General features: G+C 70.5%; 21 protein-coding genes. 9 read left to right on the top strand and 12 right to left on the bottom strand.

Annotated features, from left to right (window positions below; translation table 11 throughout):
* Positions 1–103: 103 nt before the first annotated feature.
* Positions 104–730, bottom strand: coding sequence for a LysE family translocator (locus ABZS69_RS39115; protein WP_355381092.1), 627 nt, complete (start codon positions 728–730; stop codon positions 104–106).
* Positions 731–826: 96 nt separating this feature from the next.
* On the opposite strand from ABZS69_RS39115, the gene ABZS69_RS39110 reads away from it, so the two are divergent.
* Positions 827–1,285, top strand: a complete 459-nt coding sequence (locus ABZS69_RS39110; RefSeq protein WP_355381090.1) for an Lrp/AsnC family transcriptional regulator — start codon at positions 827–829, stop codon at positions 1,283–1,285.
* Between the two features lie 454 nt (positions 1,286–1,739).
* On the opposite strand, the gene ABZS69_RS39105 is transcribed toward ABZS69_RS39110, so the two are convergent.
* Positions 1,740–3,209, bottom strand: a complete 1,470-nt coding sequence (locus ABZS69_RS39105) for a phosphodiester glycosidase family protein (RefSeq protein WP_355381088.1) — start codon at positions 3,207–3,209, stop codon at positions 1,740–1,742.
* Positions 3,210–3,467: 258 nt separating this feature from the next.
* On the opposite strand from ABZS69_RS39105, the gene trpS reads away from it, so the two are divergent.
* Positions 3,468–4,430 carry a tryptophan--tRNA ligase gene (gene trpS, locus ABZS69_RS39100; RefSeq protein ID WP_355381106.1) on the top strand — a complete coding sequence of 321 codons (963 nt, stop codon included), beginning with the start codon at positions 3,468–3,470 and terminating at the stop codon, positions 4,428–4,430.
* A gap of 31 nt (positions 4,431–4,461) precedes the next feature.
* On the opposite strand, the gene ABZS69_RS39095 is transcribed toward trpS, so the two are convergent.
* From ABZS69_RS39095 to ABZS69_RS39080, 4 genes are read right to left on the bottom strand one after another with little or no spacing between them, the layout of a single operon-like run.
* On the bottom strand, positions 4,462–5,490 hold the full coding sequence (locus ABZS69_RS39095) for a class I SAM-dependent methyltransferase (RefSeq protein WP_355381086.1): 1,029 nt from the start codon (positions 5,488–5,490) through the stop codon (positions 4,462–4,464).
* Positions 5,491–5,517: 27 nt separating this feature from the next.
* A complete protein-coding gene (locus tag ABZS69_RS39090; protein WP_355381084.1) occupies positions 5,518–7,137 on the bottom strand; it encodes a PucR family transcriptional regulator ligand-binding domain-containing protein in 1,620 nt (539 codons plus the stop codon).
* Between the two features lie 57 nt (positions 7,138–7,194).
* Positions 7,195–8,823: an AMP-binding protein gene (locus ABZS69_RS39085; protein ID WP_355381082.1), complete on the bottom strand. Its 1,629-nt coding sequence runs from the start codon at positions 8,821–8,823 to the stop codon at positions 7,195–7,197.
* A gap of 12 nt (positions 8,824–8,835) precedes the next feature.
* A complete protein-coding gene (locus ABZS69_RS39080) occupies positions 8,836–9,537 on the bottom strand; it encodes a TetR/AcrR family transcriptional regulator (RefSeq protein WP_355381080.1) in 702 nt (233 codons plus the stop codon).
* Positions 9,538–9,591: 54 nt separating this feature from the next.
* Between ABZS69_RS39080 and ABZS69_RS39075 the strand changes: the two genes are divergently transcribed.
* The gene (locus ABZS69_RS39075) at positions 9,592–11,046 is read left to right on the top strand and encodes an MFS transporter (protein WP_355381078.1); all 1,455 of its coding nucleotides are present in this window, start codon (positions 9,592–9,594) and stop codon (positions 11,044–11,046) included.
* Here the strand turns inward: ABZS69_RS39075 and ABZS69_RS39070 are convergent.
* Complete coding sequence (locus tag ABZS69_RS39070) at positions 11,043–11,741, bottom strand: alternative oxidase (RefSeq protein ID WP_355381076.1); 699 nt, start codon at positions 11,739–11,741, stop codon at positions 11,043–11,045. The two genes, ABZS69_RS39075 and ABZS69_RS39070, sit on opposite strands and share 4 nt — an antisense overlap.
* Before the next feature lie 246 nt (positions 11,742–11,987).
* Between ABZS69_RS39070 and ABZS69_RS39065 the strand changes: the two genes are divergently transcribed.
* The 3 genes from ABZS69_RS39065 (at position 11,988) to ABZS69_RS39055 (ending at position 15,978) form a co-directional block, all read left to right on the top strand.
* The gene (locus ABZS69_RS39065) at positions 11,988–13,268 is read left to right on the top strand and encodes an aspartate aminotransferase family protein (protein ID WP_355381074.1); all 1,281 of its coding nucleotides are present in this window, start codon (positions 11,988–11,990) and stop codon (positions 13,266–13,268) included.
* Positions 13,265–14,770, top strand: a complete 1,506-nt coding sequence (locus tag ABZS69_RS39060; protein ID WP_355381072.1) for a CoA-acylating methylmalonate-semialdehyde dehydrogenase — start codon at positions 13,265–13,267, stop codon at positions 14,768–14,770. The genes ABZS69_RS39065 and ABZS69_RS39060 overlap by 4 nt, the downstream gene beginning before the upstream one ends.
* Before the next feature lie 101 nt (positions 14,771–14,871).
* On the top strand, positions 14,872–15,978 hold the full coding sequence (locus tag ABZS69_RS39055; RefSeq protein ID WP_355381070.1) for an extracellular solute-binding protein: 1,107 nt from the start codon (positions 14,872–14,874) through the stop codon (positions 15,976–15,978).
* A gap of 127 nt (positions 15,979–16,105) precedes the next feature.
* On the opposite strand, the gene ABZS69_RS39050 is transcribed toward ABZS69_RS39055, so the two are convergent.
* Both ABZS69_RS39050 and gabT read right to left on the bottom strand, forming a co-directional pair.
* The gene (locus tag ABZS69_RS39050) at positions 16,106–16,306 is read right to left on the bottom strand and encodes a hypothetical protein (protein ID WP_355381068.1); all 201 of its coding nucleotides are present in this window, start codon (positions 16,304–16,306) and stop codon (positions 16,106–16,108) included.
* Positions 16,307–16,515: 209 nt separating this feature from the next.
* Complete coding sequence (gene gabT / locus ABZS69_RS39045) at positions 16,516–17,844, bottom strand: 4-aminobutyrate--2-oxoglutarate transaminase (protein ID WP_355381066.1); 1,329 nt, start codon at positions 17,842–17,844, stop codon at positions 16,516–16,518.
* A gap of 92 nt (positions 17,845–17,936) precedes the next feature.
* Between gabT and ABZS69_RS39040 the strand changes: the two genes are divergently transcribed.
* A complete protein-coding gene (locus ABZS69_RS39040) occupies positions 17,937–19,547 on the top strand; it encodes a PucR family transcriptional regulator (RefSeq protein ID WP_355381064.1) in 1,611 nt (536 codons plus the stop codon).
* Here ABZS69_RS39040 and ABZS69_RS39035 read toward each other — a convergent pair.
* Positions 19,513–20,139 (bottom strand): TetR/AcrR family transcriptional regulator, encoded by a 627-nt coding sequence (locus tag ABZS69_RS39035; protein WP_355381062.1) that lies wholly within the window; start codon positions 20,137–20,139, stop codon positions 19,513–19,515. The two genes, ABZS69_RS39040 and ABZS69_RS39035, sit on opposite strands and share 35 nt — an antisense overlap.
* A gap of 296 nt (positions 20,140–20,435) precedes the next feature.
* Here ABZS69_RS39035 and ABZS69_RS39030 point away from each other — a divergent pair, with 296 nt between their 5' ends.
* Entirely contained in the window at positions 20,436–21,863 is a 1,428-nt protein-coding gene (locus ABZS69_RS39030; protein ID WP_355381060.1) for an aldehyde dehydrogenase family protein, read from the top strand.
* Positions 21,864–22,427: 564 nt separating this feature from the next.
* Here ABZS69_RS39030 and ispG read toward each other — a convergent pair.
* Entirely contained in the window at positions 22,428–23,591 is a 1,164-nt protein-coding gene (gene ispG, locus ABZS69_RS39025; RefSeq protein ID WP_355381058.1) for a flavodoxin-dependent (E)-4-hydroxy-3-methylbut-2-enyl-diphosphate synthase, read from the bottom strand.
* A gap of 39 nt (positions 23,592–23,630) precedes the next feature.
* Positions 23,631–24,809 (bottom strand): 1-deoxy-D-xylulose-5-phosphate reductoisomerase, encoded by a 1,179-nt coding sequence (dxr, locus tag ABZS69_RS39020; protein ID WP_355381056.1) that lies wholly within the window; start codon positions 24,807–24,809, stop codon positions 23,631–23,633.
* A gap of 198 nt (positions 24,810–25,007) precedes the next feature.
* Between dxr and ABZS69_RS39015 the strand changes: the two genes are divergently transcribed.
* Positions 25,008–26,009, top strand: coding sequence for a peptidase (locus ABZS69_RS39015; RefSeq protein WP_355381054.1), 1,002 nt, complete (start codon positions 25,008–25,010; stop codon positions 26,007–26,009).
* Positions 26,010–26,015: the final 6 nt, after the last annotated feature.

The following is a 26,015-nucleotide window of genomic DNA, read 5'->3' as shown; positions in this document are numbered from 1 at the left end:
CGATGGTACTGCACTCGGGAGGGTGTGGGAGAGTAGGTCGCCGCCGGACAATCTTTGTAGGGGCTCGACGCCTTGTGCGTCGGGCCCCTTTTTTTTTGTGTCCTCAGTGGCTGCCGAGTGTGGCGGCCGCGACCACGAGGAGCAACGTGCCGGAGACGGCCGAGATCCGGCGGGCGGCCTTCGGGGTCCGGGTCAGGGCGTGGCTGGCCCGTGCCGTGGCCAGGGCGATCAGGCCGTACAGGATGGCGCAGTTCACGACGTGGAGCAGGCCGAGCGCGGCGAGCTGGAAACCCAGGGGGATGCCTGTGTCCGTGGAGATGAACTGGGGCATCAGGGATAGATAGAGCAGCACGCCCTTCGGGTTGAGCAGGGCCGTGAGCATGCTCTGTCGCAACACCCTGCCCGTGGGTTGCGGGGTCGCGCCGGCGACTGGGGTGGCTGGGTTCCTGAGTGACGCCAGGGTCTTGATCGCGAGGAAGATCAGGTAGGCGGCGCCGGCGTACCGCATCGCCGGCAATGCGGCGGGGACCGCGCGAAGTGCGGCGGCGAGACCGGCGGCGGCCAGAACCGTGTGTACGGTGTAGCCCGAGCAGATCCCCGCCACCGCCGTAAGGCCGGTGCGGCGACCCTGGCCGAGCGAGCGGGCCATGACGTAGAGCATGTCGGGGCCCGGCGTGCAGATCAGCAGCAGGTCCATGCCCAGGAAGAGCACCAGCAGCCGGGTATCCATGAGTACCACCTCCTTGTGGAACGGTAGTCAAGGAGGGTTGGCACGCGATGGTCTATTTGTGCAGGCTCGGGCCCGTGAGTGGCAGGATATTGCGTTGTGGACAGAATAGACCGCAGGATCCTCCTGGAGCTGCAGCGGGACGGGCGGCTGAGCAACACCGAGCTGGCCGACCGGGTCGGGCTCACGCCGTCGCCATGCTTGCGCCGGGTGCGGCAGCTGGAGGAGTCCGGCGTCATCCGCGGCTATCGGGCGCTGGTCGACGGGGACGCGGTGGGGCGGGGGTTTCAGGCGTTCGTCACTGTGGTGATGAGGTATGAGGATCACGACACGGTGGCGGAGTTCGAGCGGTTGGTGGCGGGCATGCCGGAGGTGGTGGAGGCGCACCGGCTGTTCGGTGATCCGGACTTCCTGCTGCGGGTGGCGGTGGCGGATCTGGCGGCGTACGAGCGGTTCTACTCCGAGACCCTCTCCGGGCTGCCGGGGGTGGCGCAGGTGACGTCGCACCTCGCGATGAAGGCCGTGAAGCCGGACGCGGGTCTGCCGGTGGATGGCTGAGGCCACTGCCTTGTTCTTCGCGGCACTTTCCGAACCGCGCGCCGGCTCGTGCCGTGCAGTTGGCGGGTGACGCGCGCACACGCGGGGGGTGGAGGCCCTCCGAGGGGCGGATTTACTCGGCCCGGTATGAGGCGCGGGCTTACCCGGTGCGGTATGAGGTGCGGGCGTACCCGGCCCGGGAAGAGGTGCAGGTTTACTTGGCCCGGTGAGCGCGTCGCACGGCTCGTGCTCTGCGGGTGGCCTGGCTGCGGGGGTGGGGTGGCGCGGGCTCGCGCCCGGTGGATGTTGCGCCCGGTGGGTGTCGCGTCTGGGGAGGTGGTTCGTCCGGACGTGAGCGTGCAATGCTGGCTCTTCGTCCGGACGTGAGCGTGCGGTGGCGGCCCTTCGCCCGGTCGTGAGTGGGGGACCGCAGCCGTGCGTCAGGGCAGGGCTGCGGTCCGGGCCCGGTGTGGAGTTACTTGGGCAGGATCAGGAGGGCGTCGCCGACGCCGCGCTCGACGCCGTCCGAGGGCCGGTTGACCAGCTTGTTGCCGACCACCATGGCCGTCGAGCCGCCCCCGTCCAGGTTGATGGCCTGCGTGGCCCCCAGCCAGCGCATGAACTGGGCCGCCTCCAGGAAGTTCGCCCCCACGGTCACCCCCGGGTTGCGGCCGTCCATGGTGGCGAGGATGAGGCTGCCGTTCCTGGTGGTGCCGAGGAGGGTGCGCGGGTGGCGGCGCAGGATCATGTTGACGGAGTCGTGGCCGTCCTGCTTGGCGGTGATCTTCACCTTGCCGTTCCGTACGAGGCCGACGCTGCCCGCGATCACGTTGAGGTCCGGGGTCAGCTGGAGCGCCTTGCGGGTACGCAGGTCCACGACCTTGGTGTCGACCTTGACCGTCGAGTCCTGGAGGGCGTGCTCGTTGAGCCAGTCGGCGGCCAGGCCGTTGCCGTGCAGTACCCGCGTCCCGGCGGCCACCGCGGCGCCCGACTCGCGCAGGCCGACGACCTTGCCGTTGGCGTCGAGGACGGCGTCGGTTCCGCCGGCGGGCGTCTTGGCGCCCCACTCCTCGGTGTAAAGGGCCATCTCGTCCGTCGTGACGGCTCGGTTGACGCCGTTGACCTCGATCTTCTGGCCGTCCTGGGGGATGGCCGTGACGGTGGTCTTCAGCTCGGTGATCTTGGCCGTACGGCCCTTGAGCACGACGGCCGAGCGGCCGGGGACGGCCTCGCTGAGCAGCTTGCCCTTGACCACGGACGCGCCGACGGGCTCGCCGCGCAGCGCCTTGTCGGTGTGGATGTTGAAGAAGCCGCCGTTGACGCCGACCAGCGCGTTCTGGGCCTTGGCCATGGACGAGACGGTCTCCCGCTTGGCCACGCTGGTGCCGAGCGAGGACGCGAACGAGCCGCCGAACGTCCCGGCGTCGATCATCACGACTTTGACGTCCCAGGGACCGGTGGTCTTGAGCCCGTCGTCGCCGAGGTAGTCGACCTTGACCTTGAGCCCCGCGTCCTTGAGCTTCTTGGCCGTCTCCTCGGCCTTCTTCTTGTCGTCGAGGGACCAGAGGCCGACCCGGACCATGTAGACGGTCTGGGAGGGGGCGTCGGCGACGCTCGGCCGTACGACCTTCTGCACGCTGGGGGTCTCCCCGGCGGCCTCCACCTCGGCGGCCTTGGCCTCGGCGGTCGTCTGCATTCCGTAGTCGCGACCGCTCGGCATCAGCACGGTCACCGTGTAGCCGTCGGTCGCGGAGCCGGCCTTCACGTCGTACAGGTCGATGCCCTGCGCCACGGCGGTCATCGTCTTGGTCGGCGCGGGCCTGCTGCCCAGCGGGAACTTGGCCGACGGGAACCTCACCGACACCTGCTCCGCGGCGGCGGGCAAGGTGGTGAGCGTCAGCGCGGCGGCTATGGCCAGGCCGCCGGCGAGGGTGCGTCGAGACATGAATTCTCCAGAGGGCGGAAAAGGGACCGCACCATACTGGCGAGATCATGGTCGCCGGGGCAGGCGAACACGCTAAACGGCAAAAGAGGTTACGAGATTGACACCGCATTTGGATACACTTCCGATATGACACGCATCAGCATGTGGTGGCGGCCGACAGACGGCCGCTGATTCCCCATGCACGGGCCGTCTTCGAGACGGCCCTGCGAGCGTGCGGTCCTCTCTGAGACGGCATTGACCTGAAAGAGAGAGACCATGATGAACGACGTCGTGCTCACCGGTGACCGCCCGACCGGCTCCCTGCACCTCGGCCACTACTTCGGCTCCTTGGCCAATCGGGTCGCGCTGCAGGACAAGTTCCCGATGTACGTGCTGATCGCCGACTATCAGGTGATCACCGACCGCGATCTGCCAGGCGAGATCCAACGCAACATCACCGAGCTGCTGCTCGACTACCTGGCGGTCGGCATCGACCCAGCCAGGGCGACGATCTTCCAGCACAGCGCCCTCCCCGAGCTGAACCAGCTGCTGCTGCCGTTCCTGAGCCTGGTGTCGGTCGCCGAGCTGAGCCGCAACCCCACGGTCAAGGACGAGATCGCGCACAGCTCGCAGCAGGCGGTCAGCGGCCTGATGTTCACCTATCCGGTGCACCAGGCGGCCGACATCCTGTTCTGCAAGGGCACGCTGGTGCCCGTCGGCAAGGATCAGCTCCCGCACGTGGAGGTGACGCGGCTGGTGGCGCGCCGCTTCAACGAGCGGTACGGCGAGGTGTTCCCGCTGCCCGAGGCCATGATGGGAGAACGGCCGCTGCTGCAGGGGCTCGACGGCGGCAAGATGAGCAAGAGCCGCGGCAACGCCATCGCCCTGTCGGCAACCGAGGACGAGACGGCCGCCCTCATCCGCAAGGCCCGCACCGACTCCGAGCGGCTGATCACCTTCGACGAGGCCAACCGGCCCGAGGTGGCGAACCTCCTCACGCTGGCCGGCCTCTGCCTCGGCCGCTCGCCGCAGGACCTCGCCGACGAGATCGGGGACGGGGGCGCGTCCGCGCTCAAGAGGCTGGCCACCGAGGCGGTCAACGAGTTCCTGCGGCCGATCAGGAGACGCCGCGCCGAGCGCACTGAGGCGGAGGTGCGGGAGATCCTCGACGCGGGGAACGAGGCGGCGAGGGAGCGGGCGGTCATGACACTGAACGAGGTGCGGGCGGCGATGGGCTTCTAGGCAGGTACCTCATGGCGCGGCGATGGGCGTCTCATGGCATGGCGAGCGAGGCCAGGGCCAGCTCCGTGGGTACGGAGCGGAGGGGGCGGCGGCGCCGGGGCGCGCGGAAGCCCGCCGCCCGGAGCAGCTCCGACACCTCCCGGAAGCCCCGCACCCTGCCGCCGGTCGTGACCAGGTGGTTCAGGTCCAGCAGGTGCAGCAGCGTACGGCTGGCCCGGCCGGGCATGAGGCCGTCCCCGAACTGGTCGCCCACCACGACCGTCCCGCCCGGGTTGAGCGCGGCCGCCACCCGCCCCAGGAGTGCGGCCGCCTCGGCGTCGTCCAGCCCGTGCAGGATGTTGAACACCAGCGCGAGGTCGTACCCGTCACCCAGCTCGCCGTCCAGGAACGAACCGGCACGCGTGCTCAGCCGGGGATGATCGGCGGTGGCCTTGAGCGCCTGCGGCAGGTCCAGCACGGTGGCGTGGAGACGGGGATGCCGCCGCAGCAGCTCCAGGCTGAACCGGCCGTGGCCGCCGCCCACGTCCAGCACCCGCCGGGCGCCGCGCGGCACCGGGACGGCCCTGGCCACCGCCGGAGCCTGCCGCCCGGCCAGCGCCGCCGTCCACGCCTGGAACGACCGGGACAGCTCGGGATCGCTTTCCAGCAGCTCGTAGAAGGGCGTGGCGGGCGCCCCGTCGCGTACCGCGCTCTCCAGCCGGGGCCAGATCACGCACGCCGTATGCTCCCAGAACTCCAGCCCCGCCACCAGGGACTGCGGCGAGTCCGTCGTGAGCCACAGCCGCGCCGCGCGGGTCAGGCGGTATCGGCCGCCGCGGACCCGCAGGTAGCCGAGCCCGGCCAGGGAGCGTAACAGCGCGTCCGAGGAGCGGGGGTCCAGGCCGAGCGCGGCGGCGAGCTCGGCGCCGGTGGACGGGCGGCGGCGCAGGGCGTCGAAGACGCCCGTCCTGACCGCCGCGACGAGCGCGTGCAGGCCCAGGACACCGAAGTAGTCGAGTATGGGAGGCACGAGGGACAGCCGGTGCGCCGCGGCCTCCAGGGCGTTGAAGAAAAGGGGCACACCCGCGACGCTAGGCGGCCGGGACGGTCAGCGTTGTTCGCGGCGGAAGGACTCCAGGGCCAGCAGCGCCACGTGGAGCGACATGCACGACTCGACGTCGTCGAGGTCGGTGTCGAGGACGCGTTCGAGGCGGCGCAGGCGGTCGTAGAAGGCGGGCCTGGACAGGTGGGCCTTCTGCGCGGCGACCGCTTTGTTGCGCCCCGAGTCGAGGTAGATGCGCAGGATCCGGGTCAGGTCGCCGCCGCGCTGCGCGTCGTGCGCCAGCAGCGGCCCCAGCTCCCGCTCCGCGAAGGTCTGCAGCCTGGCGTCGTCGCGCAGCAGGTGCAGCAGGCCCCGCAGGCGCAGGTCGGGCAGGCGGTAGAAGGCGCGCCCGTCCGGCTGGCGGACGGCCACGTCGGCCACCTGCTCGGCCTCCAGGAAGCTGCGCCGTACGTCCCTGATGGACTCCACGACTGAGCCCGCCGCCAGCACGAACGCGAGCACGCCCGGCCGCCAGAGCACGCGGAGCCGCTCGGCGAGCGCGGTCAGCGCGGGCTCGGCCTGGGCGCGGGGCGGGAGAGGGAGGAGGATCCCGACGCGCTCCTGGTCGAGGGCGCCGACGAGGGCGGGCAGGCGGGCGTCGCGGCAGGCGGCGGCGGTGGCCTCGGCCAGCTCGCCGAGCTGGGCCTGGCCGTCGAGCGCCTGGTCGGCCGGCTCGGTGGGCCTGATGACCACGCTGATCAGCTTGCGCCCCGTGAGCGGCACGCCGACGGCCCTGGCGCGGGCGGCGGCCTCGTCGGGGTCGGCGTAGGCGTGGGTCAGGATGCCGGTGATGATCGTGCCGTGCGCCTGGCGTTCGAGCGACTCCTGGTGGCGCTCCAGCAGGCGGCCCAGGGCGAGCGTGGTGGCGGCGCGCTCGGCCAGCACCATGTCGCGCGGCGTCGGCGCCGAGTCGCAGATCAGGATCAGCCGGCCCCAGTCCTGGCCGCGCGCCCCCACCGTGGTGACCACCCACCCGGAGGCGGGGTCGTACGCGGTCCGCTCGGCCGGGGCCACGGCCCTGGACCGGGACTCCCAGCCGGCCAGCAGCACGCCGGCGTCGCGCCCGGCGGACTCGCAGGCCAGCACCTGGTGGGCGAGGTTCTCCAGCAGCACGGGCCGGTTGGAGAGCCTGGCCACCTGCGCGAGGACCTCGGCGGGCGAGGCGCCCTCGACCGACAGCTCGGTGAAGACCTCGTGGAGCTGCTCGGAGGCCCGCAGCTCCTCCAGCTGGATGTCGATGATGCGCGCGTGCACGGACTCGGTGATCTGCACGAACGGCGTCTCGCGGGTCAGCACGATGAGGGGCAGCCCGTGCTCCTCGGCCTTCTTGACCACGACGGGCGGCAGCTCCCCTACGAACCTGCGGCCCAGCTCGACGATCAGCCCCGAGGCGCCGACGGAGGAGAGCTCGCCGATGTAGTCGGCGAGCTTCTCCGGGTCTTCGGGCAGCGCGACGCCCGTGGTGAGCACCAGCTCCCCGCCCCGCAGCAACTGGGCGATGTCGGCGATCTCGCCGACGTGCACCCACCGGACCCTGGTGTCGAGCCGGTCGGCGCCCGCGACCACGCGCGGGCTGCCCCGGCGTACGGTCTCCAGGGCGAGGACGTCGGCGATGGTGGGCAACACGGGGCAGAGCCTAGCCGATCGCTCTGTAAGAACGGCCATGCGCCCATTTACGCTTTGTCACGCTCCGAGGTCCTCCTCCCGGTATTCCCGGCGAGGTTCGCGCACCCGTAGCTCGACCCGGCGAATCTTGCCCGAGATCGTCTTGGGCAGCTCGCCGAACTCCAGCCGCCGCACCCGCTTGTAGGGGGCCAGCTCCCTGCGGGAGTGCTCGAAGATCGACCGCGCGGTCGCCTCGTCCGGCTCGAACCCGGGCGCGAGGGTCACATAAGCCTTCGGTACGGCCAGGCGTACGGGATCGGGGGCTGGCACCACGGCGGCCTCGGCCACGGCGGCGTGCTCCAGCAGCACGCTCTCCAGCTCGAACGGCGAGATGCGGTAGTCGGAGGCCTTGAAGACGTCGTCGGTCCTGCCGACGTAGGTGATGTAGCCGTCCTGGTCGCGGGTGGCGACGTCGCCGGTGTGGTAGAAACCGCCCCGCATCGCATCCGTCGATCCACCTACATATCCGGACATGAGGCCAACGGGGCGGCGGGCGTCCAGCGGCAGGCAGATCTCGCCGTCGTCCCCGGGTTCGCCGCTGACGGGGTCGACCAGCACGACCTCGTAGCCGGGCAGCGGCCGCCCCATCGATCCGGGCTTGACCGGCTCGTCCGGCGCGTTCCCGATCTGCGCGGTGGTCTCGGTCTGGCCGTAGCCGTCCCTGATCGTGATGCCCCACGCCTTGGCGACCTGGTCGATGATCTCCGGGTTGAGCGGCTCCCCGGCGGCCACGGCCGTGCGCAGCGGCAGTTGCCACGCCGAGAGATCCTCCTGGATGAGCATCCGCCACACGGTCGGCGGCGCGCAGAACGTGGTGACCCGCTCGTCCCGCAGCACCTCCAGCAGCGCGGGCGCCGAGAAGCGCTGGTAGTCGTGGATCAGCACGGTGGCGCCCGCGTTCCAGGGGGCGAAGACGTTGCTCCAGGCGTGCTTGGCCCATCCGGGGGAGGACACGTTGAGGTGCACGTCGCCCGGCTTCAGCCCGATCCAGAACATCGTCGACAGGTGCCCGGCCGGATAGGACGCGTGCGTGTGCTCGACCAGCTTCGGCTGCGAGGTCGTGCCGGAGGTGAAGTAGAGCAGCAGCGTGTCGCCCGCCCGCGTCGGCGCGTCGGGGACGAAGAACGTGCCCTCCTCGTACGCCTCGTGGTACGGCAGCCAGTTGTAGGCGTCGCCGACGGCGATCCTCGTGTATTCGCCGGCCCCGAACTTGCCCGCGTCGGCGGCGTTGGCGATCACGTGGGCGACGCCCCCGCGATCGAGGCGCTCGGAGATGTCCTTGGCGGTCAGCAGCGTCGTGGCCGGGATGATGACCGCGCCCAGCTTCATCGCGGCCAGCAGCGACTCCCACAGCTCGGCCTGGTTGCCCAGCATGAGCAGGATCCGGTCGCCCCGGCGCACGCCCTGCCGGTGCAGCCAGTTGGCGACCTGGTTGGAGCGGGCGGACAGCTCGGCGAACGTGTAGCGGGCACTGCTCGCTCCCACGATCTTGAGAGCGACGGCGTCGGGGGTCTCGGCGGCGAGCACCCCGTCGAACCAGTCGAGCGCCCAGTTGAACTCCGCGAGCTCCGGCCAGCGGAAGTCGCGGCGGGCGGTGGCGGGGTCGGCGTGGAGGAGAAAGTCGCGGGCGGCACGGAAATGGCTCATGCCCGGATCCTGCTACGTCGCCAGCCGCCGCTCAAGGCCGTCGAGCACCGACACCAGCCCGAAGTCGAAAGCCACCTCGCGGACGGCCTGCGGATCGTCGTAGGCGGTCATCTCGATGCGTTCCATCATGTCGGGATAGTCCTTGACCGCCCTGGTGACCATCTCCCGCATGTGGTCGGGGTCGTACTGGTGCTCGCCCATGGCGGCGTTCCAGGCGACCTCGGGGATGGTCATGCCGTAGACGTAGGCGGTGAGGGTGCTGCCGGCGTAGTCGACGTCCATCCCCTTGAACCCGGCCAGCCGGAACATCCGCCGCATCCGGTCGGCGACCTGGACGGCGTTGGGGCCGAGCGCGGGCATGCGGCCGAGGAGGTCGGCCGCCCACGGGTGGCGCAGGATCACCGCGCGCATGCTGTGGGCCAGGGCCGAGGCCGCGTCGCGCCAGCCGGCGTCCTCCGGCTCGGGCATGGTCATCTCGCCCCACACCTGGTCGTAGACCAGCTCCAGGAGCTCGTCCTTGTGGGCGACGTACCAGTAGATGCTGGTGGCGCCCGCGCTCAGCTTGGCGCCCAGCTTGCGCATGCTGAGCCCGCCGAGGCCCTCCGCGTCGAGGAGCTCGATGGCGGCCTGGACGATCTCCTCACGGCTGCGCCCCGGGCTCGCGGTCTTGCGCGGCTCGCGAAGCCATACGGAGGCGAACTCCTTGCCGGTCATCCTCCTAGGATAAATCCACTCGCACACTGTTCGAGAGTGTCTTACAGTGTGCGAGTGGACTCGAACACTGTACGAGACCCCCGCCGCTGGTGGATTCTCGTCGTACTCTGCTTGGCGTTGCTGGTGCTTGTCGTCGACAACACCGTGCTCAACCTCGCCATCCCCTCGCTGAACGAGGAAATGGGCGCGTCGGCGTCGGACATCCAATGGATCATCGACGCGTACGTGCTGGCCTATGCCGGACTGCTGCTCACCTCGGGCAGCCTGTCCGACAAATACGGCCGCCGCCTGTTCCTGATCATCGGCCTGGCGTTCTTCGGCGGCGCGTCGCTGCTGGCCGTGCTCGTCACCGAGCCCTGGCAGCTCATCGCCGCGCGGGCCCTGATGGGCATCGGCGGATCGCTGGTCATGCCCTCGACGCTGTCGATCCTGATGACCGTCTTCGACGAGGCGGAGCGCCGCAAGGCGATGGCCTCCTGGAGCGCGGTCGCCCTGGTCGGCATGGTGTCGGGCCCCACCGTGGGCGGCCTCATGCTGCAGCACTACTGGTGGGGCTCGGTCTTCCTGGTGAACATCCCGATCGCGGCGATCGCCATCGTGGCCGCCCTCGTGCTCATGCCCGAGAGCCGCAGCAGCGGGCGGAAGATCGACCCGGTGGGCGTGGTGCTGTCGACCGTCGGCCTGACGGCGGCCGTGTACGTCATCATCGAGCGCGAATGGAACGTGATCGGCATCGCGATCGCGGTCCTCGCCCTCGGCGGCTTCGTGGTCTGGGAGCGCAAGCAGGCGCAGCCGATGCTGCCCCTGCACCTGTTCGCCAACCGCAACTTCAGCGGCGCGTCGTTCTCGATCCTGCTGATGGCCTTCGGCGCGGGCTCCGTGATGCTGATGCTGACCCAGTACCTGCAGTTCGTGCTGGGCTACAAGGAGATGCAGGCCGGCCTGGCCATGCTGCCCTACGGCGTGGCCGCCGCGATCTTCAACGGCGTGGGCGCCGGCCTGGGCAAGAAGCTCAGCAACCGGGTGCTGATCGGAGCGGGCCTGCTGGTGATGGCCGGCGGGTTCGTCGTCATGGCCACGACCACCGGATACCCCGGGCTGCTCACGGGGCTGGTGATCATGGGTGTCGGCGGCGGGCTGGCCGGGCCGTCCGCGTACGCCTCGCTCATGGGCGCCATCCCCCTCGAGCACGCCGGCGTCGGGTCGGCGCTCAACGACACCGTCCAGCAGGTCGGCATGGCGCTGAGCATCGCGATCCTGGGCAGCGTGCTGGCCGGGCAGTACACCTCGCAGATGCCGGCCGACCTGCCCGCCGCCGCCAGGGAGTCGGTCGGCGGCGCGCATCTGTCGGGCTTCGCCGAGGTCGGCAACCAGGCGTTCACCTCGGCCATGCATCTGGGCTCGTGGGTCGGGGCCGCGTTCTGCGTGGCCGCCGCGTTGCTCGCGATCTCCGTGCTGCGCCCGGCCGCCCCGGCTCCGGTGGCGGTGCCGGAGGAGAGCAGGGTTTAGCGGACCCGGGGCTCGCGCATGCTCTCCAGGCTGTCGAGCTTGTGGGTGCGCTCGTCGTGGCCGATCTGCCGGAGCAGGTCGGCCACCGAGCGGTAGCGGCCGTACTCGGCGGCGTACGTGCCGGGGTCGGGCACGAAGTCCAGCTCCGGGTTCTCGGCCACGAACGTCATGTACTCGTGCTCGGCGTGGTCCTCGAACTCCGCGTTCAGCCGGTAGCTCCAGTCGGGCCTGACCAGGAACAGCACCCAGGACACGTGGTAGTAGAAGAACGCGATCAGCCACGGCGCGGCCTGGTGCAGCAGCCAGGTCTGGCGCTGCCCGGAGCGCTGCACCAGGTCCTGCATGATCAGCAGGTGCCACTGCTCGTTGTCCTGGTCGGCGCGGGCCTCCACGATCCGCTCGAAGACCCTCCTGGCCAGCGCCGAGCGTCCCCGATGGCGGTGCACGGCCCAGTAACCCATCCGCTCCCACGCCTGGTACGGCACGCGGGCGATGATCTCCAGCATGGCGAACTTCGTGTACGAGCCCTGCTTGCCGTACATGACGTCCACGGGCTTGAACATCATCCTGGCCAGCAGGCTGTACTTCATGCGCGGGGTGTCCAGCGTGTCCTGCTGGGCGCGGCGGAGCTGGTCGCGGTCGAGCTTGGGCGGGCCGGAGGGCGCTTCGGGTCGGCGGTCGAGGGTGACGGTCATCTCGATCTCTCCTTCGTCGTCGGGATGATCCGATGGTGGCCGACCGGCACGGCCCCGGTCGTCGCCCGCCAGTGGTCATCCTGGGTGCCTCCGGCGGCGTAGTGGCCGCGCGCCGCGTACATCGCCAGGCGGACGGGACATCCCCTAAGGGACGCCGAGGTAGTTTGCAGGGTGTAAGCGAACTTTTCCGTCCCCCGACAGGTTGTAGGTGGGGGTCAAAGGCGAAGAAAAGGGATACTCGGTAGCATGTCGGAGCTTCTCGCGCGCCACCGGGCAGTGATGCCGAACTGGTTGGCACTCAACTACAACGAGCCCATCGAGATCGTCAGCGGCAAGGGCAATCGTGTCATCGATGCCGACGGCAAGAGCTACCTGGACTTCTTCGCCGGAATCCTGACCAACATGATCGGGTACGACGTGCCCGAGGTGCGCGAGGCCGTCGAGCGCCAGATCACCACCGGGGTGGTGCACACCAGCACCGTCTACCTGCTGCGCGGCCAGATCGAGCTGGCCGAGAAGATCGCGCGGATCTCCGGCATCCCCGACGCCAAGGTCTTCTTCACCAACTCCGGCACCGAGGCCAACGAGACCGCCCTGCTCCTGGCCACGTACGCGCGCAGGACCGACCAGGTGCTCGCCATGCGGCAGAGCTACCACGGGCGCAGCTTCGGCACGATCGGCGTCACCTCCAACCGCGCCTGGAAGAACAACTCGCTCTCCCCGCTCAACGTGACCTTCCTGCACGGCGCCGACCGGCATCTCGCGCAGTTCAAGGGCATGTCGGACGCCGAGTACATCCAGGCGTGCGTGGACGACCTGCGCCACGTGCTGGCCACCGCGGTCTCCAACGACGTCGCGGCGCTGATCGCCGAGCCGATCCAGGGCGTGGGCGGGTTCACGATGGCACCCGACGGGCTGTTCGCCGCGTACAAGGAGGTCCTGGACGAGCAGGGCATCCTGTTCATCTCCGACGAGGTCCAGACCGGCTGGGGCCGTACGGGCAGCTCGTTCTTCGGCATCGGGAACCACGGCGTGACCCCCGACATGATGACCTTCGCCAAGGGGCTGGGCAACGGCTTCGCCGTCGGCGGCATCGTGGCGCGCGGCGACCTGATGGACGCCCCGCACGCCGTGGGCCTGGCCACGTTCGGCGGCAACCCGATCTCCATGGCCGCCGCCAACGCCACCCTCGACTACGTGCTCGACCACGATCTGCAGGCCAACGCGGCGCGTACCGGCGAGATCATCGTCAGCGGCCTCAAGGAGGCCGCCAAGCGCCTGTCCGTGGTCAAGAGCGTGCGCGGCAAGGGCCTGATGTTCGCCGTCGAGCTGGAGAGTCCCGCGCAGGCCGTCCGCTTCATGGAGGAGACCAAGAAGGCGGGCCTGCTGGCGGGCAAGGGCGGCCTGTACGGGACCGCCATCCGCATGGCCCCGCCCCTCACCCTTACGGTGGACGAGGCCGTCGAGGGTCTCGGCATCATCGTGACCGCTCTGGAAACCATCAACGCAGAGGCAGCAGCCCAGTGAAGTCCGTCAACCATTGGATCAACGGAGAGCTCGCGGACGGGGACTCCCGCGCCGCCGAGCTCTTCAACCCCGCGACCGGCGAGGTCGGCGGCCACGTGGCGCTGGCCTCCGTGGCCGACGTGGACGCGGCCGTGGCCGCCGCCGTCGCGGCCTTTCCCGCCTGGCGGGACGCGTCGCTGGTCAAGCGGGCGCAGGTGCTGTTCCGCTTCCGCGAGCTCATGTACGCGCACCGCGACGAGCTGGCCGCGCTGATCTCCGCCGAGCACGGCAAGGTCCACTCCGACGCGCTCGGCGAGGTGGCCCGCGGCCTGGAGGTCGTGGAGTTCGCCTGCGGGATCCCGCACCTGCTCAAGGGCGGCTTCTCCGAGGGCGTCTCGACCAGGGTCGACTCCTACTCGATCCGCCAGCCGCTGGGCGTCGTGGCCGGCATCACGCCGTTCAACTTCCCGGCCATGGTGCCGATGTGGATGTACCCGGTCGCGATCGCGTGCGGGAACGCCTTCATACTCAAGCCGTCGGAGAAGGACCCGTCGGCGTCGCTGCTCATGGCGCGGCTCTGGAAGGAGGCCGGGCTGCCGGACGGCGTCTTCAACGTCGTGCAGGGCGACAAGGTCGCCGTGGACCGGCTGCTGGAGCACCCCGACGTGCGCGCCGTGTCGTTCGTCGGCTCCACCCCGATCGCCCGCTACGTCTACGAGACCGGCACCGCGCACGGCAAGCGCGTGCAGGCCCTCGGCGGCGCCAAGAACCACATGCTCGTGCTCCCGGACGCCGACCTCGACCTGGTGGCGGACTCGGCGGTGTCGGCGGGGTTCGGCTCGGCGGGGGAGCGGTGCATGGCGATCTCCGTCGTGCTGGCCGTGGACCCGATCGGCGACGAGCTCGTCCAGAAGATCGTCGAGCGGGTGGACGAGCTCGTGATCGGTCCGGGCGACGACCCGAAGTCCCAGATGGGGCCGCTCGTCACCGAGGTGCACCGCGACAAGGTCGCCTCCTACCTCGACCTCGGCGTCGAGGAGGGCGCGAAGCTGGTCGTGGACGGCCGCGAGACGGCCGTGCTGGGCGGCGGCAAGGCCGCGGAGACGCCCGGCTTCTGGCTCGGCCCGACCGTGCTCGACCACGTCCCGCCGGGCTCGCGGACGCACACGGACGAGATCTTCGGGCCGGTGCTGTCGATCGTGCGGGTCTCCTCGTACGAGGAGGGCCTGGAGATCATCAACGGCGGCCTGTACGGCAACGGCACCGCGATCTTCACCAACGACGGCGGCGCTGCCAGGCGCTTCCAGAACGAGGTCGAGGTCGGCATGGTCGGCATCAACGTGCCGATCCCGGTGCCGATGGCCTTCTACAGCTTCGGCGGCTGGAAGTCCTCGCTCTTCGGCGACACGCACGTGCACGGCACCGAGGGCGTGCACTTCTACACCCGCGGCAAGGTCGTCACCTCGCGCTGGCTCGACCCCTCGCACGGCGGCGTCAACCTCGGCTTCCCCACGAACAAATAGGCGTCCGATGCCCGGGGCGGGCGGGACATACGTCTCTCCCGCCCCACTCCCCGGTAAGCTCCAGCACACGGACCCAGCACATGGGGACAAGGGGGGACATCGTGAATCGTCGTCGTTCTCGTGCGCTGGCGCTCGCCGCAGTGGCGCTGGTCGCCGGCATGGGCGCGGCGCGACCCACTCCGGTCCCCACACCGACGCCGACCCCCACCCCCAGCGCGACCCAGAGCGACGGCACGCTCCAGATCCTCACCTACCGCGGATACGCCGAGTACGGCGGCACCAGCCCCAAGGCCAACTGGGTGGGCAACTTCGAGAAGGAGACCGGCTGCCGGATCGCCAAGCTCGACACCGTGCAGAGCGCGAAGGAGATGGAGGACCTGGCCGGCCAGCGGGCGTACGACGTCATCTCCGCCGGGCCCGTGCTGGCCGCCAAGCTGATCGAGGGCAAGCAGGCGCAGCCCATCGACCCGGCCAAGGTGAGCGGCTACGACGACATCGACAAGCGCTTCCGCGACATGTCGACCGTGTCGGGCAAGGTGTACGGGGTGCCGTACCTGTGGGGCTACCACGAGTTCATCTACGACTCGACCAAGGCCAAGGGCGATCTGAAGCAGGCGTTCGCCTCCGGCCGGGTGGCGCTGAGGGACAGCCCGCTGACGATCGCCGACGCCGCGCTGGCCGACGGCTCGGCGAAGGACCCGTACGAGCTGACCAAGGACCAGCTCGACGGCGCGGTGGCGCTGCTGGAGCAGAGCAAGGAGCGGACGTACTGGCGCAGCCCGGTCGACCTGGTGCAGGGGTTCGCCACCGGGTCGCTCGACTACGCCCAGGCCACCCCCTACTACCGCGTGCTCCTGCAGAAGGCCGGCAAGCCGGTGAAGACGCTCCAGACGCGCGAGACGACCGGGTGGGTGGACTCCTGGATGCTCGGCGCGAACGTCCCCGACACCACCTGCGCCTACCGGTGGCTCAACTGGGTGACCGCGGCCAACGCGCAGCGTGACGCCGCCGCGTGGGCGGGGCTGGCCCCGGCCAGCGCCAAGGCGTGCAAGGGGCGGGCCAAGGCGGTGTGCGAGCTGTACGGGAGGGGAAAGAAGCTCGACCGGGTCGCCTTCGCCGTACGGCCTCCCGGGGATTGCCGGGCGGAAGATGGGGAATGCACTGATTATCTCACTTGGCTGGATAGGTGGCAGAAGCTCGCGAAATGAGCGAGTCACCGATCCTCTTGTGACAGTGCGGCGGGCGTGCCCGTTCCCCCCTGGGCGCGGCCTGCGAGGGACGCCCCGGGCCTTCCCCCCCCGTCCCGGGGCGTCTCGTTGACGTCCGCCCTGCCGCTCAGCGGGACGGGAAGGCCACCACCGTGGATTTGGGTGTGGGCAGAAGCGCCTCGGCGCAGTCGCCACAGGCCAGGACGCCCGAGTCGTCGGGCAGGCGCCCCACGCGCACGCGGGGTCGCGGCCATCTCTTGTGACAGACGACGCAGGCGTCGCCGTCGCGCTGGGCCCAGGTCAGGCCTTCAGGGTCGAACGTCAACATACTTCGCGCCGTTCTGGTCGGACTCCAGTTCATCACGCTTCCTGCAGCCATCGCCCATCCGTATACCGGATCGTTTATAACCCTGACTGCGGCCGTGAGTGTCCTGCTGAGCGTCAAGTCAGGGTGAATTCTCTACCCGAACGGCGCCACTTACACCACAAAATCGGGCATCCAGCCGCAAGCCGGATGCCCGATTGGTGGGGTTTCTTCTAGAGTTCGGCGATCGCCTTCTCCAGGATGCCGAGGCCCTCCTCAAGCAGGTGCTCGGGGATGACGAGCGGGGGCAGGAAACGCAGGACGTTTCCGTACGTACCGGCCGTCAGGACCAGCAGGCCCTCGGCGTGACAGCGCCTGACGATCTCCTGGACGGCGGCGGGGTTCGGCTCCTTGGTGCCCGGCTCGACCAGCTCGATCGCGATCATCGCGCCCCGGCCGCGGACGTCGCCGATCACGTCGAAGCGCTCCTGGAGGGCCTTGAGCCGGGGAAGCATGATCTCGCCGATGCGGCGGGCCTTGGCGACGAGGTCCTCCGCCTCGATGGTCTCCAGCACGCCGAGCGCGGCCTCGCAGGCCAGGGGGTTGCCGCCGTACGTGCCGCCGAGGCCGCCGGCGTGCACCTTGTCCATGATCTCCGCGCGCCCGGTCACGGCGGCCAGCGGCAGGCCGCCCGCGATGCCCTTGGCCGTGGTGATGATGTCGGGCACGACGCCCTCGTCCTCGCAGGCGAACAGGTTGCCCGTCCTGGCGAAACCGGTCTGCACCTCGTCGGCCACGAACACGATGCCGTTGGCCTCGCAGAACTCCGCGATGCGCGGCAGGAAGCCCCTGGCCGGCACGATGAACCCGCCCTCGCCCGCGATCGGCTCGATCACCACGGCGGCCACGTTGTCCGGGCCGATCTGCTTGGTGATCAGGTCGATGGCCTGCGCCGCGGCCTCCTCGGCGCAGTTCTCGGCGCCGGTGGGCCAGCGGTACGGGTACGCCAGCGGCACCCGGTACACCTCGGGCGCGAACGGGCCGAACCTGTGCTTGTACGGCATGTTCTTGGCCGTCAGCGTCATCGTGAGCAGCGTGCGGCCGTGGTAGCCGTGGTCGAACACGACGACCGCCGGCCGGCCGGTGGCGTGCCTGGCGATCTTGACCGCGTTCTCCACGGCCTCGGCGCCCGAGTTCACCAGGAACGTGCGCTTCTCGTGCTCGCCCGGGGTCAGCTCGTTGAGCTTCTCGCAGACCCGGACGTACGACTCGTACGGGGTGACCATGAAACAGGTGTGGGTGAAGTCGGCCACCTGCTTCTGGACGCGTTCGACGACCTTGGGCGCGGCGTTGCCCACGTTGGTCACGGCGATGCCGGAGCCGAAGTCGATCAGCGAGTTCCCGTCGGCGTCCTCGATCACGCCGCCGCCGGCGCGGGTGACGAAGACCGGCAGCGTGGTGCCGATGCCGGGCGGGACGGCGGCCTGCTTGCGGGCCAGCAACTCCTGCGACTTGGGGCCTGGGATCGCGGTCACGACGCGCCGCTCCTGGGGAATGCTCATGGTTTTGACGCTACGGCGGGCTTCCACCTGCGCCGATACGTCGATATGTCACACTGGAGGGGGTCGTCTTTGCCGAAATGGACAAATTTCGTATGCCGCCTACGCTCCGGACCGTCGTCCGCCGCATGAGCCTCCGGCCGGTGGCCGGAATCCCGGGCCACGGGGCCGCCGGCGTGTGGGACGCCGCCGTGCGCTGGGTGGCGGTCAGCGAGCTCGCGGACCCGACGCCGTACCTGGAGGGCGGGGAACTGCTCCTCACCACGGGGATGCGGATGGAGGGCGACCAGTCCCAGTATGTCGCCCGCCTCGTGGCCCGTGGCGTCGCCGGGCTCGGCTTCGGGGTCGGCGTCTCGCACGAGGAGGTGCCCCCGGCCCTGGTCGCCGCCGCTGAGCGGGCGGGGCTGCCGCTGTTCGAGGTGCCGCGCGAGACCCCGTTCATCGCGGTCGGCAAGGCGGTCAGCGAGCTGCTGGCGGCCGAGCAGTACGACGAGATCAGCCGCGCCTTCGCCGCCCAGGGCCGGCTGACGCGGGCGGCGCTCCGGCCGGAGGGCATGCACGCGGTCGTCGACCGGCTCGCCAAGGAGGTGGGCGGGTGGGCCGCGCTGCTGGACGAGGCGGGCGAGGTGCGCCATGCCACGCGCGGCGCCGACACGGACGCCGTCGTGTCCGAGCTGTCCCGCCTCCGCAGCGAGCCGGGCGGCGAGGGGGCCACCCGTGGTGGCGGTGGGGGCGTTGCGCGTGGTGGGGGTGGGGTGCTGCCCGCGAGCCTGGCTTTGTCGGGGCCGGGGGAGCACATCGTGGTGCAGCCGCTGGGCGGCGGGGCGCGCCCGCGCGGCTTCTTCGCCGTCGGGGCCGCGCAACCCTTCTCGCCCGTCACCCACACGGTGATCAACGCCGCGGGATCCCTGCTCACCCTGGCCCTGGAGCAGGGCAGAACCAAGCTGGAGGCCGAGCGGCGGGCCCGCACCGCCGTACTGGAGCTGCTGCTCGCGGGCGCGAAGGAGCAGGCGCGGGCGGTGCTGGAGCCGCTCGGCGGGCGGCTCCCCGAGGAGCCGCTGGCGGTGCTGGCGGCGGATCCCGACGCGCTGGAGGCGCTGGATCAGCACGCGTTCGCGGCGCTGCTCGATGCCGGGGGCACCGCGACGTCGGCGGGGCAGCCGAAGCATCCGCTGGCCGTCGCCCTGGTGCCCGACGCCGCGGCGGAGAAGACGGCGCTGGAGGCGGACGCGCCGGTGGGCGTGAGCCTGCCGTGCGGCTACGCCCCCGAGAGCCTGAAGGGCGCGCTGGACCAGGCGCGGCGCGCGCTGGACGCCGCCACGGGCGGCGGGGCGCCGGGTAAGGGAGGCGGCCGGGTGGTGACGTTCGGGGAGCTGGCCGGGCAGGGGCTGCTCGGGCTGCTCGACCGGGCCGCCGCCCAGGCGTTCGCCGCCGCGCTGCTGGCCCCCCTCACCGCGTACGGGTCCCGGGCCGACCTGGTCGAGTCGCTGCGCGCGTACCTGGACAGCAACGGCCACTGGGACGCGGCGGCGCAGCGGCTCGGCGTGCACCGCCACACCCTCCGCTATCGGATGAAACGCGTCACCGAGCTGCTCGGACGCGACCTCGACGACCCGGGCGTGCGAGCGGAGCTGTGGTTCGCGCTCGAAGCCACCCGCCGCCGGCGTGCCGCTACTCCTGCTTCTCCACCAGATAGCAGCAGATGATCGCCGTGGTCACGGCCTCGTACGTGCTCCCGTCGCGCAGGTGCCCGGCGCGTTCCAAACCGATCGCCCCCTGGGCCGCGGCCCACAGCGCGTCCGCGATCTTGCGGGGCTGGGTCGGGATCAGGTAGCCGGTCGAGATGCAGTCGGCGATGACCCGGTCGAGGATGTTCAGGGCGGCGCGGGCCAGGGTCCTGGCGCGCTCGCTGGGCTCGAAACCGGGGATCGCCCGCTCGAACATCAGGCTGTAGTAGCCGGGCTCGGACAGGCACGCCTGCCGATAGGCGGGCCCGAGCGCGGACAGGTGCTCGAACGGGCTGCGCCGCGACGGCACCGCCTCCAGGAAGCGTCGAAACCGCTCGAACCCCTCCAGATACAGCGCCTCCGCCAGCCCCTCCCGGTTGCCGAACATCGTGTAGATGACGGTCGTGGTGCAGCCCGCCTCGGCCGCGATCCTGCGCATGGTCAGGCTGTCGGGGCCGTCCGTCTCGAGGAGGTTCACCGCCACGTCGAGGAGGCGGGAGCGAAGCTCGTCGTGGGTGGCGCGTTCGCCCAGGAGATAAGCGCCCTGCAGGCCCAGCGGGGCCGAGGTCATGAGACCTCCCTTGCGCCCAAGGACCAGCTATGCGTCCTTGTGACCTCACGCCGTTCGGTCACGGGGCCCACGCCTTTCTCAGATCGGGGGCCCACCGCGCTGGAGACCCGCACCCGATGACTTAGCCAGGGCGGAGATCGCTCAAACCACTCCGCATGGTAAACATCCCGAATTGGGTCTACTTCCGTTACATCATGGGTATACCAGGGAGCTTGTACTTAACGGTGAGCCCTGATGGGAGTCTTGTGCACCATGGTGTAAATCCCCCATCTCCCGCTTGGCATAACGTCATGTGTATGGACGTGCGTACCTTCTGGCTGGCCGGCCGCGCCGCGACCGGGGACTCCGAGCTCACTGTGACCAACCCCCTTGACGGCCGCGCGGTCGGGCGGCACTCCGTACCGACAGATGCCCAGGTCGAAGAGGCTATTGAGGCTGCTCACGCGGTGTCGCGGGAGGCCGCCGCGCTGCCCGTGCACGTACGCGCCGAGGCGCTTGCCCACGTGTCGCGGCGGCTCGCCGAGCGGGCCGACGAGATCGCCCACCTGATCACGGCCGAGAACGGCAAGCCGATCTTCTGGGCGCGCGGCGAGGTCAACCGCGCCATCGCCACGTTCCGTTTCGCCGCCGAGGAGACCCGCCGCTGGTCCGGCGACGTTCAGCGGCTCGACACCGAGCCCGCCGCGGCCGGGCGGCTGGCGTACGTCTCGCGGGTGCCGTACGGGCCCGTGCTGGCCATCACCCCGTTCAACTTCCCGCTGAACCTGGTCGCCCACAAGGTCGCCCCCGCCATCGCCGTCGGCGCCCCCGTCATCGTCAAGCCCGCCCCCGCCACGCCGCTCTCCTCGCTCCTGCTCGGCGAGATCCTGGCGGAGACGGACCTGCCCGCCGGGATGTTCTCGGTGCTGCCGATCGAGAACGAGCGGGCCTCGGCGCTGGTCCAGGACCCCCGGCTCCCCGTGGTGTCGTTCACGGGCTCCGCGCCCGTCGGGTACGCCATCGCCGACCAGGTCCCGCGCAAGCACGTGACGCTCGAACTGGGCGGCAACGCCGCCGCCGTCGTGCTGTCCGACGCCGACCTCGACTGGGCCGCGCAGCGCATCGCCCTGTTCTCCAACTACCAGGCCGGCCAGAGCTGCATCGCCGTGCAGCGGGTCATCGTCGAGCAGCCCGTGTACGACGCCTTCGTCGAGCGCCTCCTCCCGGCCGTCGCCGGCCTCGTCACCGGCGACCCGGCGGACGAGAAGACCCAGGTGGGCCCGCTGGTCTCCGAGGCCGCCGCGAAGCGCGTGGAGCAGTGGGTCGACGAGGCCGTCGCCGCGGGCGCCCGCGTCCTGGCCGGCGGCACCCGCGAGGGCGCGACGATCGCCCCGACCGTGCTGGCCGACGTCCCGCACGACGCCAAGGTGGCGTGCGAGGAGGTCTTCGGCCCCGTCATGATCCTCCAGCCCGCCGCCTCGATCGACGAGGCGTACGCGCTGGTCAACGACTCGAAGTACGGCCTGCAGGCCGGGGTGTTCACCCGCTCCCTGGACGCCGCCTTCCGGGCGAACCGGGAGCTGGAGGTGGGCGGCGTGATCATCGGCGACGTGCCGTCGTACCGGGCCGACCAGATGCCGTACGGCGGGGTCAAGGACTCGGGGATCGGGCGCGAGGGTCTTCACTCGGCGATGACGGACCTGACGTACGAGAAGGTCATGGTCCTGACGGGCCTGACACTCTAGGCCCCCGGCCCGTCAGCTCACCGCGAGCCCCGCAGGTCCCACGGGCCCTTCTGCGGGGCTCCTGCCTTTGGACGGATGCCTGCCGGCCCCTGAGGCGCCGGTGTGAGCGTCCACGGGCCGCGCCCGGGGCATTGTGACGGGCAGCCCTTGGGGCGGCGCGATGGGGCGTGATGGGGCGTGCTACGGCGGGCAACGCGTCCCGCTCGCCGGTTGGCCGGCCGAAGGGCGGGGCGGGACTCGGGGGCTCGGAGGGTGCAGGGCGCGAGGCTCGGAGGGCTCCGGGCTCGGGAGGCTCCGAAGGCGGCGACGGACCGACCGCCGGGTCGAGGCGCCGCACCGCTTGGGTGCCGGTGCGGTCGGTAGTGGGACGGCGGAGCTCGGCGCAACGCGAGCGGCGCCCAGCCGGCGTGCCGCTGAGGTACGGGCGTGCGGCTCGGCAGGGCGCGCTCAAAAGCCGGTGCGCGGCTTGGCAGGGCGGGTGCCCACCGCGCGCTCGAAGTGGGACATGGAGCGGCCCGCCGTTGGTGCGGCGGGCCGGAAGGACGCGGTGGGAAGGGGGGCGGGTCAGCCGACCACGATCTCGGGGCCGGAGTCGTCGTCGAGGTCGACGTCGACGCCCATCTCCTCGGCCAGCCGGAGCGCCTCCTCGATCAGCGTCTCCACGATCTGCGACTCCGGCACCGTCTTGATGACCTCGCCCTTGACGAAGATCTGCCCCTTGCCGTTGCCCGAGGCCACCCCCAGGTCCGCCTCCCGGGCCTCCCCGGGCCCGTTCACGACGCAGCCCATCACGGCCACCCGCAGCGGCACCTTCAGGCCCTCCAGCCCGGCCTGCACCTGGTCGGCGAGGGTGTAGACGTCCACCTGGGCCCGGCCGCAGGACGGGCAGGAGACGATCTCCAGGCCGCGCTCGCGCAGCCCGAGGGACTCCAGGATCTGGGCGCCGACCTTGACCTCCTCCACCGGAGGCGCGGAGAGGGAGACGCGGATCGTGTCGCCGATGCCCTCCGCCAGCAGCGCGCCGAAGGCGACGGCGGACTTGACGGTGCCCTGGAAGGCGGGGCCGGCCTCGGTGACGCCCAGGTGGAGCGGGTAGTCGCACTTGGCGGCGAGCAGCCGGTAGGCGTTGATCATCACGACCGGGTCGTTGTGCTTGACCGAGATCTTGATGTCGCGGAACCCGTGCTCCTCGAACAGCGAGCACTCCCACAGCGCCGACTCCACCAGGGCCTCGGGCGTGGCCTTGCCGTACTTCTGCAGCAGGCGCGGGTCGAGCGAGCCGGCGTTGACGCCGATCCGGATCGGCACCCCGTGGTCGGAGGCGGCCCGAGCGATCTCGCCCACCTTGTCGTCGAATTTCTTGATGTTGCCGGGGTTGACCCGGACTGCCGCGCATCCCGCCTCGATGGCGGCGAACACGTACTTCGGCTGGAAGTGGATGTCGGCGATGACCGGGATCTGCGACTTCTTGGCGATGATCGGCAGCGCGTCGGCGTCGTCCTGGGACGGCACGGCCACGCGTACGATCTGGCAGCCGGACGCCGTGAGCTCGGCGATCTGCTGCAACGTGGCGTTGACGTCGGCGGTCACCGTGGTCGTCATCGACTGCACCGAGACGGGTGCGTCGCCGCCGACGGGCACGCTGCCGACCATGATCTGGCGCGAGTGTCGGCGTTCGGCGAGCGGCTTGGGACGGACCGTCGGGATGCCGAGAGCTACAGAAGACATTTCAACCCTTACTGTGACGACGGTTTCCAGTCTAGGTAGTCAGCGGGACAGCTCGATCGCGCGGGCCCGGGCCCAGGCGTCGGCCGCGAGCACCTCCTCGACCGAGTCGGCCGGGGTGACCTGGTGCTCCTCGACCACCTTGGCCACGGTGTCGACGATCGCCAGGAACGGCAACTCGCCCCGCATGAACACGTCGACGCACGCCTCGTTGGCCGCGTTGTAGACGGCGGGCGCGGTGCCGCCCTCGCCGCCGACGTGCCTGGCCAGCGCGACGGAGGGGAACGCGACGTCGTCGAGCGGCTCGAACGTCCACGTGTGCGCCCTGGCCCAGTCGATGGCCCGTGCCGCACCCGGGATGCGGCGGGGGTGGCTGAGCGCGAGCGCGATCGGCAGCCGCATGTCGGGCGGGCTGGCCTGGGCCACGGTCGAGCCGTCGACGTATTCCACCATGGAGTGGACGATCGACTGCGGGTGGACCACGACCTCAATGCGGTCGAAACCCAAGTCGAACAGCAGGTGCGCCTCGATGACCTCCAGCCCCTTGTTGACCAGGGTCGCGGAGTTGATCGTGATGACCGGGCCCATCGACCAGGTGGGGTGGGCCAGCGCCATCTCGGGCGTGACGTCGGCCATCTCCTCGCGCTTCATCCCCCTGAACGGCCCGCCGCTCGCGGTGATCACGAGCTGCTTGACGCTGTCGGGGTCGTAGCCGTCGGGACCCGAGGCCCACAGGCACTGCTGCACCGCCGAGTGCTCGGAGTCGACCGGGAGGATCTGGCCGGGCTTGGCGAGCCGCTTGACCAGCGGGCCGCCGATGATCAGGGACTCCTTGTTGGCCAGGGCGAGGGTCCTGCCCGCCTCGAGCGCGACCAGCGTGGAGGTCAGCCCGAGCGCGCCGGTGATGCCGTTGAGCACCGTGTCGCACTGCCATCCCGCGATCTCCGCGACCCCTTCGGGGCCGCCGAGCACCGCGGGCTTCGCGCCGTGCGCGGACAGCGCCTCCTTCAGCGCGGGCACGGCCGCGGGGTCGGCCACCGCGACGACCTCGACGCCGAACGCCGCCGCCTGCCTGGCCAGCAGGTCGATCTTGCTACCCCCCGCCGCCAGCCCGGCGACCTTGAAGCCGCCTGGATTGGCGGCGATGACATCGAGGGCCTGGGTGCCGATGGAGCCGGTGGAGCCGAGGACGACGACCGAGCGCAGGGTCTCTTCATGCACGCGTCCATTCTCCCCGCTGCAGGGCGCGCTCAGGCACGCGGTGCCACCCCTGCCCAAATCCCGGCACTTATGTGACCTGAGATAACGCAGTTAATTTATGCCTGAATACGGCTATATCGGTATGCGCAAATCTTGAGAAATCTGGATATTGCTACGACTACCTTCCGTACCCCAGGTCCGGTTTTCGGGAGGTACGTAATGCACCGCGCAGTCGTTCTGCTTTCCACCCTCACGCTCACCGCCGGCGGCGCCGCCCTGCTGCCCGCCGGTGGGGCGCAGGCCGCCGTACAAATGCGGCCGAAACCCGCCCAGCACGCGGCGGCGGACACCACGTCCGAGCAGCGGCAGGTCCTGACGTACTGGACCGAGCAGCGGATGGAGGCGGCCCAGCCGCTGGACGCGCCCGGCCCCAAGAAGGGGGCGAAGGTGGCGCTGGGAGAGCCCGCCGAGGGCACCCCGTGGACGGCGCCGCCCACCGGGGCGACCCGCGCAGGGGCGGAGCTGCAGGCGGCCAGGTCGTCCGGCGAGCCGTGGACCGGCTCCGGCGCGGTCGTGAAGACCACCGGCCGGGTCTTCTTCACCACGCAGGGGCGCAACGCGTCCTGCTCGGGTTCGGCGGTGACCAGCGCGAACAAGAGCGTGGTCCTGACCGCCGGCCACTGCGTCAAGCTGAACGGAACGTTCCACACGAACTGGGTCTTCGTGCCCGGCTACAACGCCGGCAACCGGCCGTTCGGCACCTGGGCGGCCACGAAACTGCTGACCACGCAGCAGTGGAACGCGAGCGAGGACATGAACTTCGACGTCGCCGCCGCCGTCGTCGCACCGCTGGAGGGCAAGACGCTGGTGGACGTCGTGGGCGGCCAGGGCGTCGCGTTCAACCAGGGCAGAAGGCAGCAGATGTACGCGTTCGGCTACCCGGCGGCGGCGCCGTACGACGGCTCGAAGCTCATCCACTGCAGCGGGCGGACCTTCGACGACTTCCTCGCGAGCCAGGACCACGGCCTGACCTGCAACATGACCGGCGGTTCGAGCGGCGGCCCCTGGATGCTGAATTTCAACGAGTCGACGGGACTCGGCACCCAGAATTCGGTCAACAGCTTCAAATACAACTTCGCTGCCAACTGGATGTTCGGCCCATATTTCGGGAACGAGGCGCAGAACGTCTATCAAGCGGCCCAGAGCACCAACGCACTCTGAGGAATT

Source organism: Nonomuraea sp. NPDC005650, from assembly GCF_040605375.1.
In the GTDB taxonomy this organism is placed as follows: Bacteria; Actinomycetota; Actinomycetes; order Streptosporangiales; family Streptosporangiaceae; genus Nonomuraea.
The sequence above is the reverse complement of the archived record's forward strand: the minus strand, read 5'-3'. Positions and strand labels throughout refer to the sequence as shown.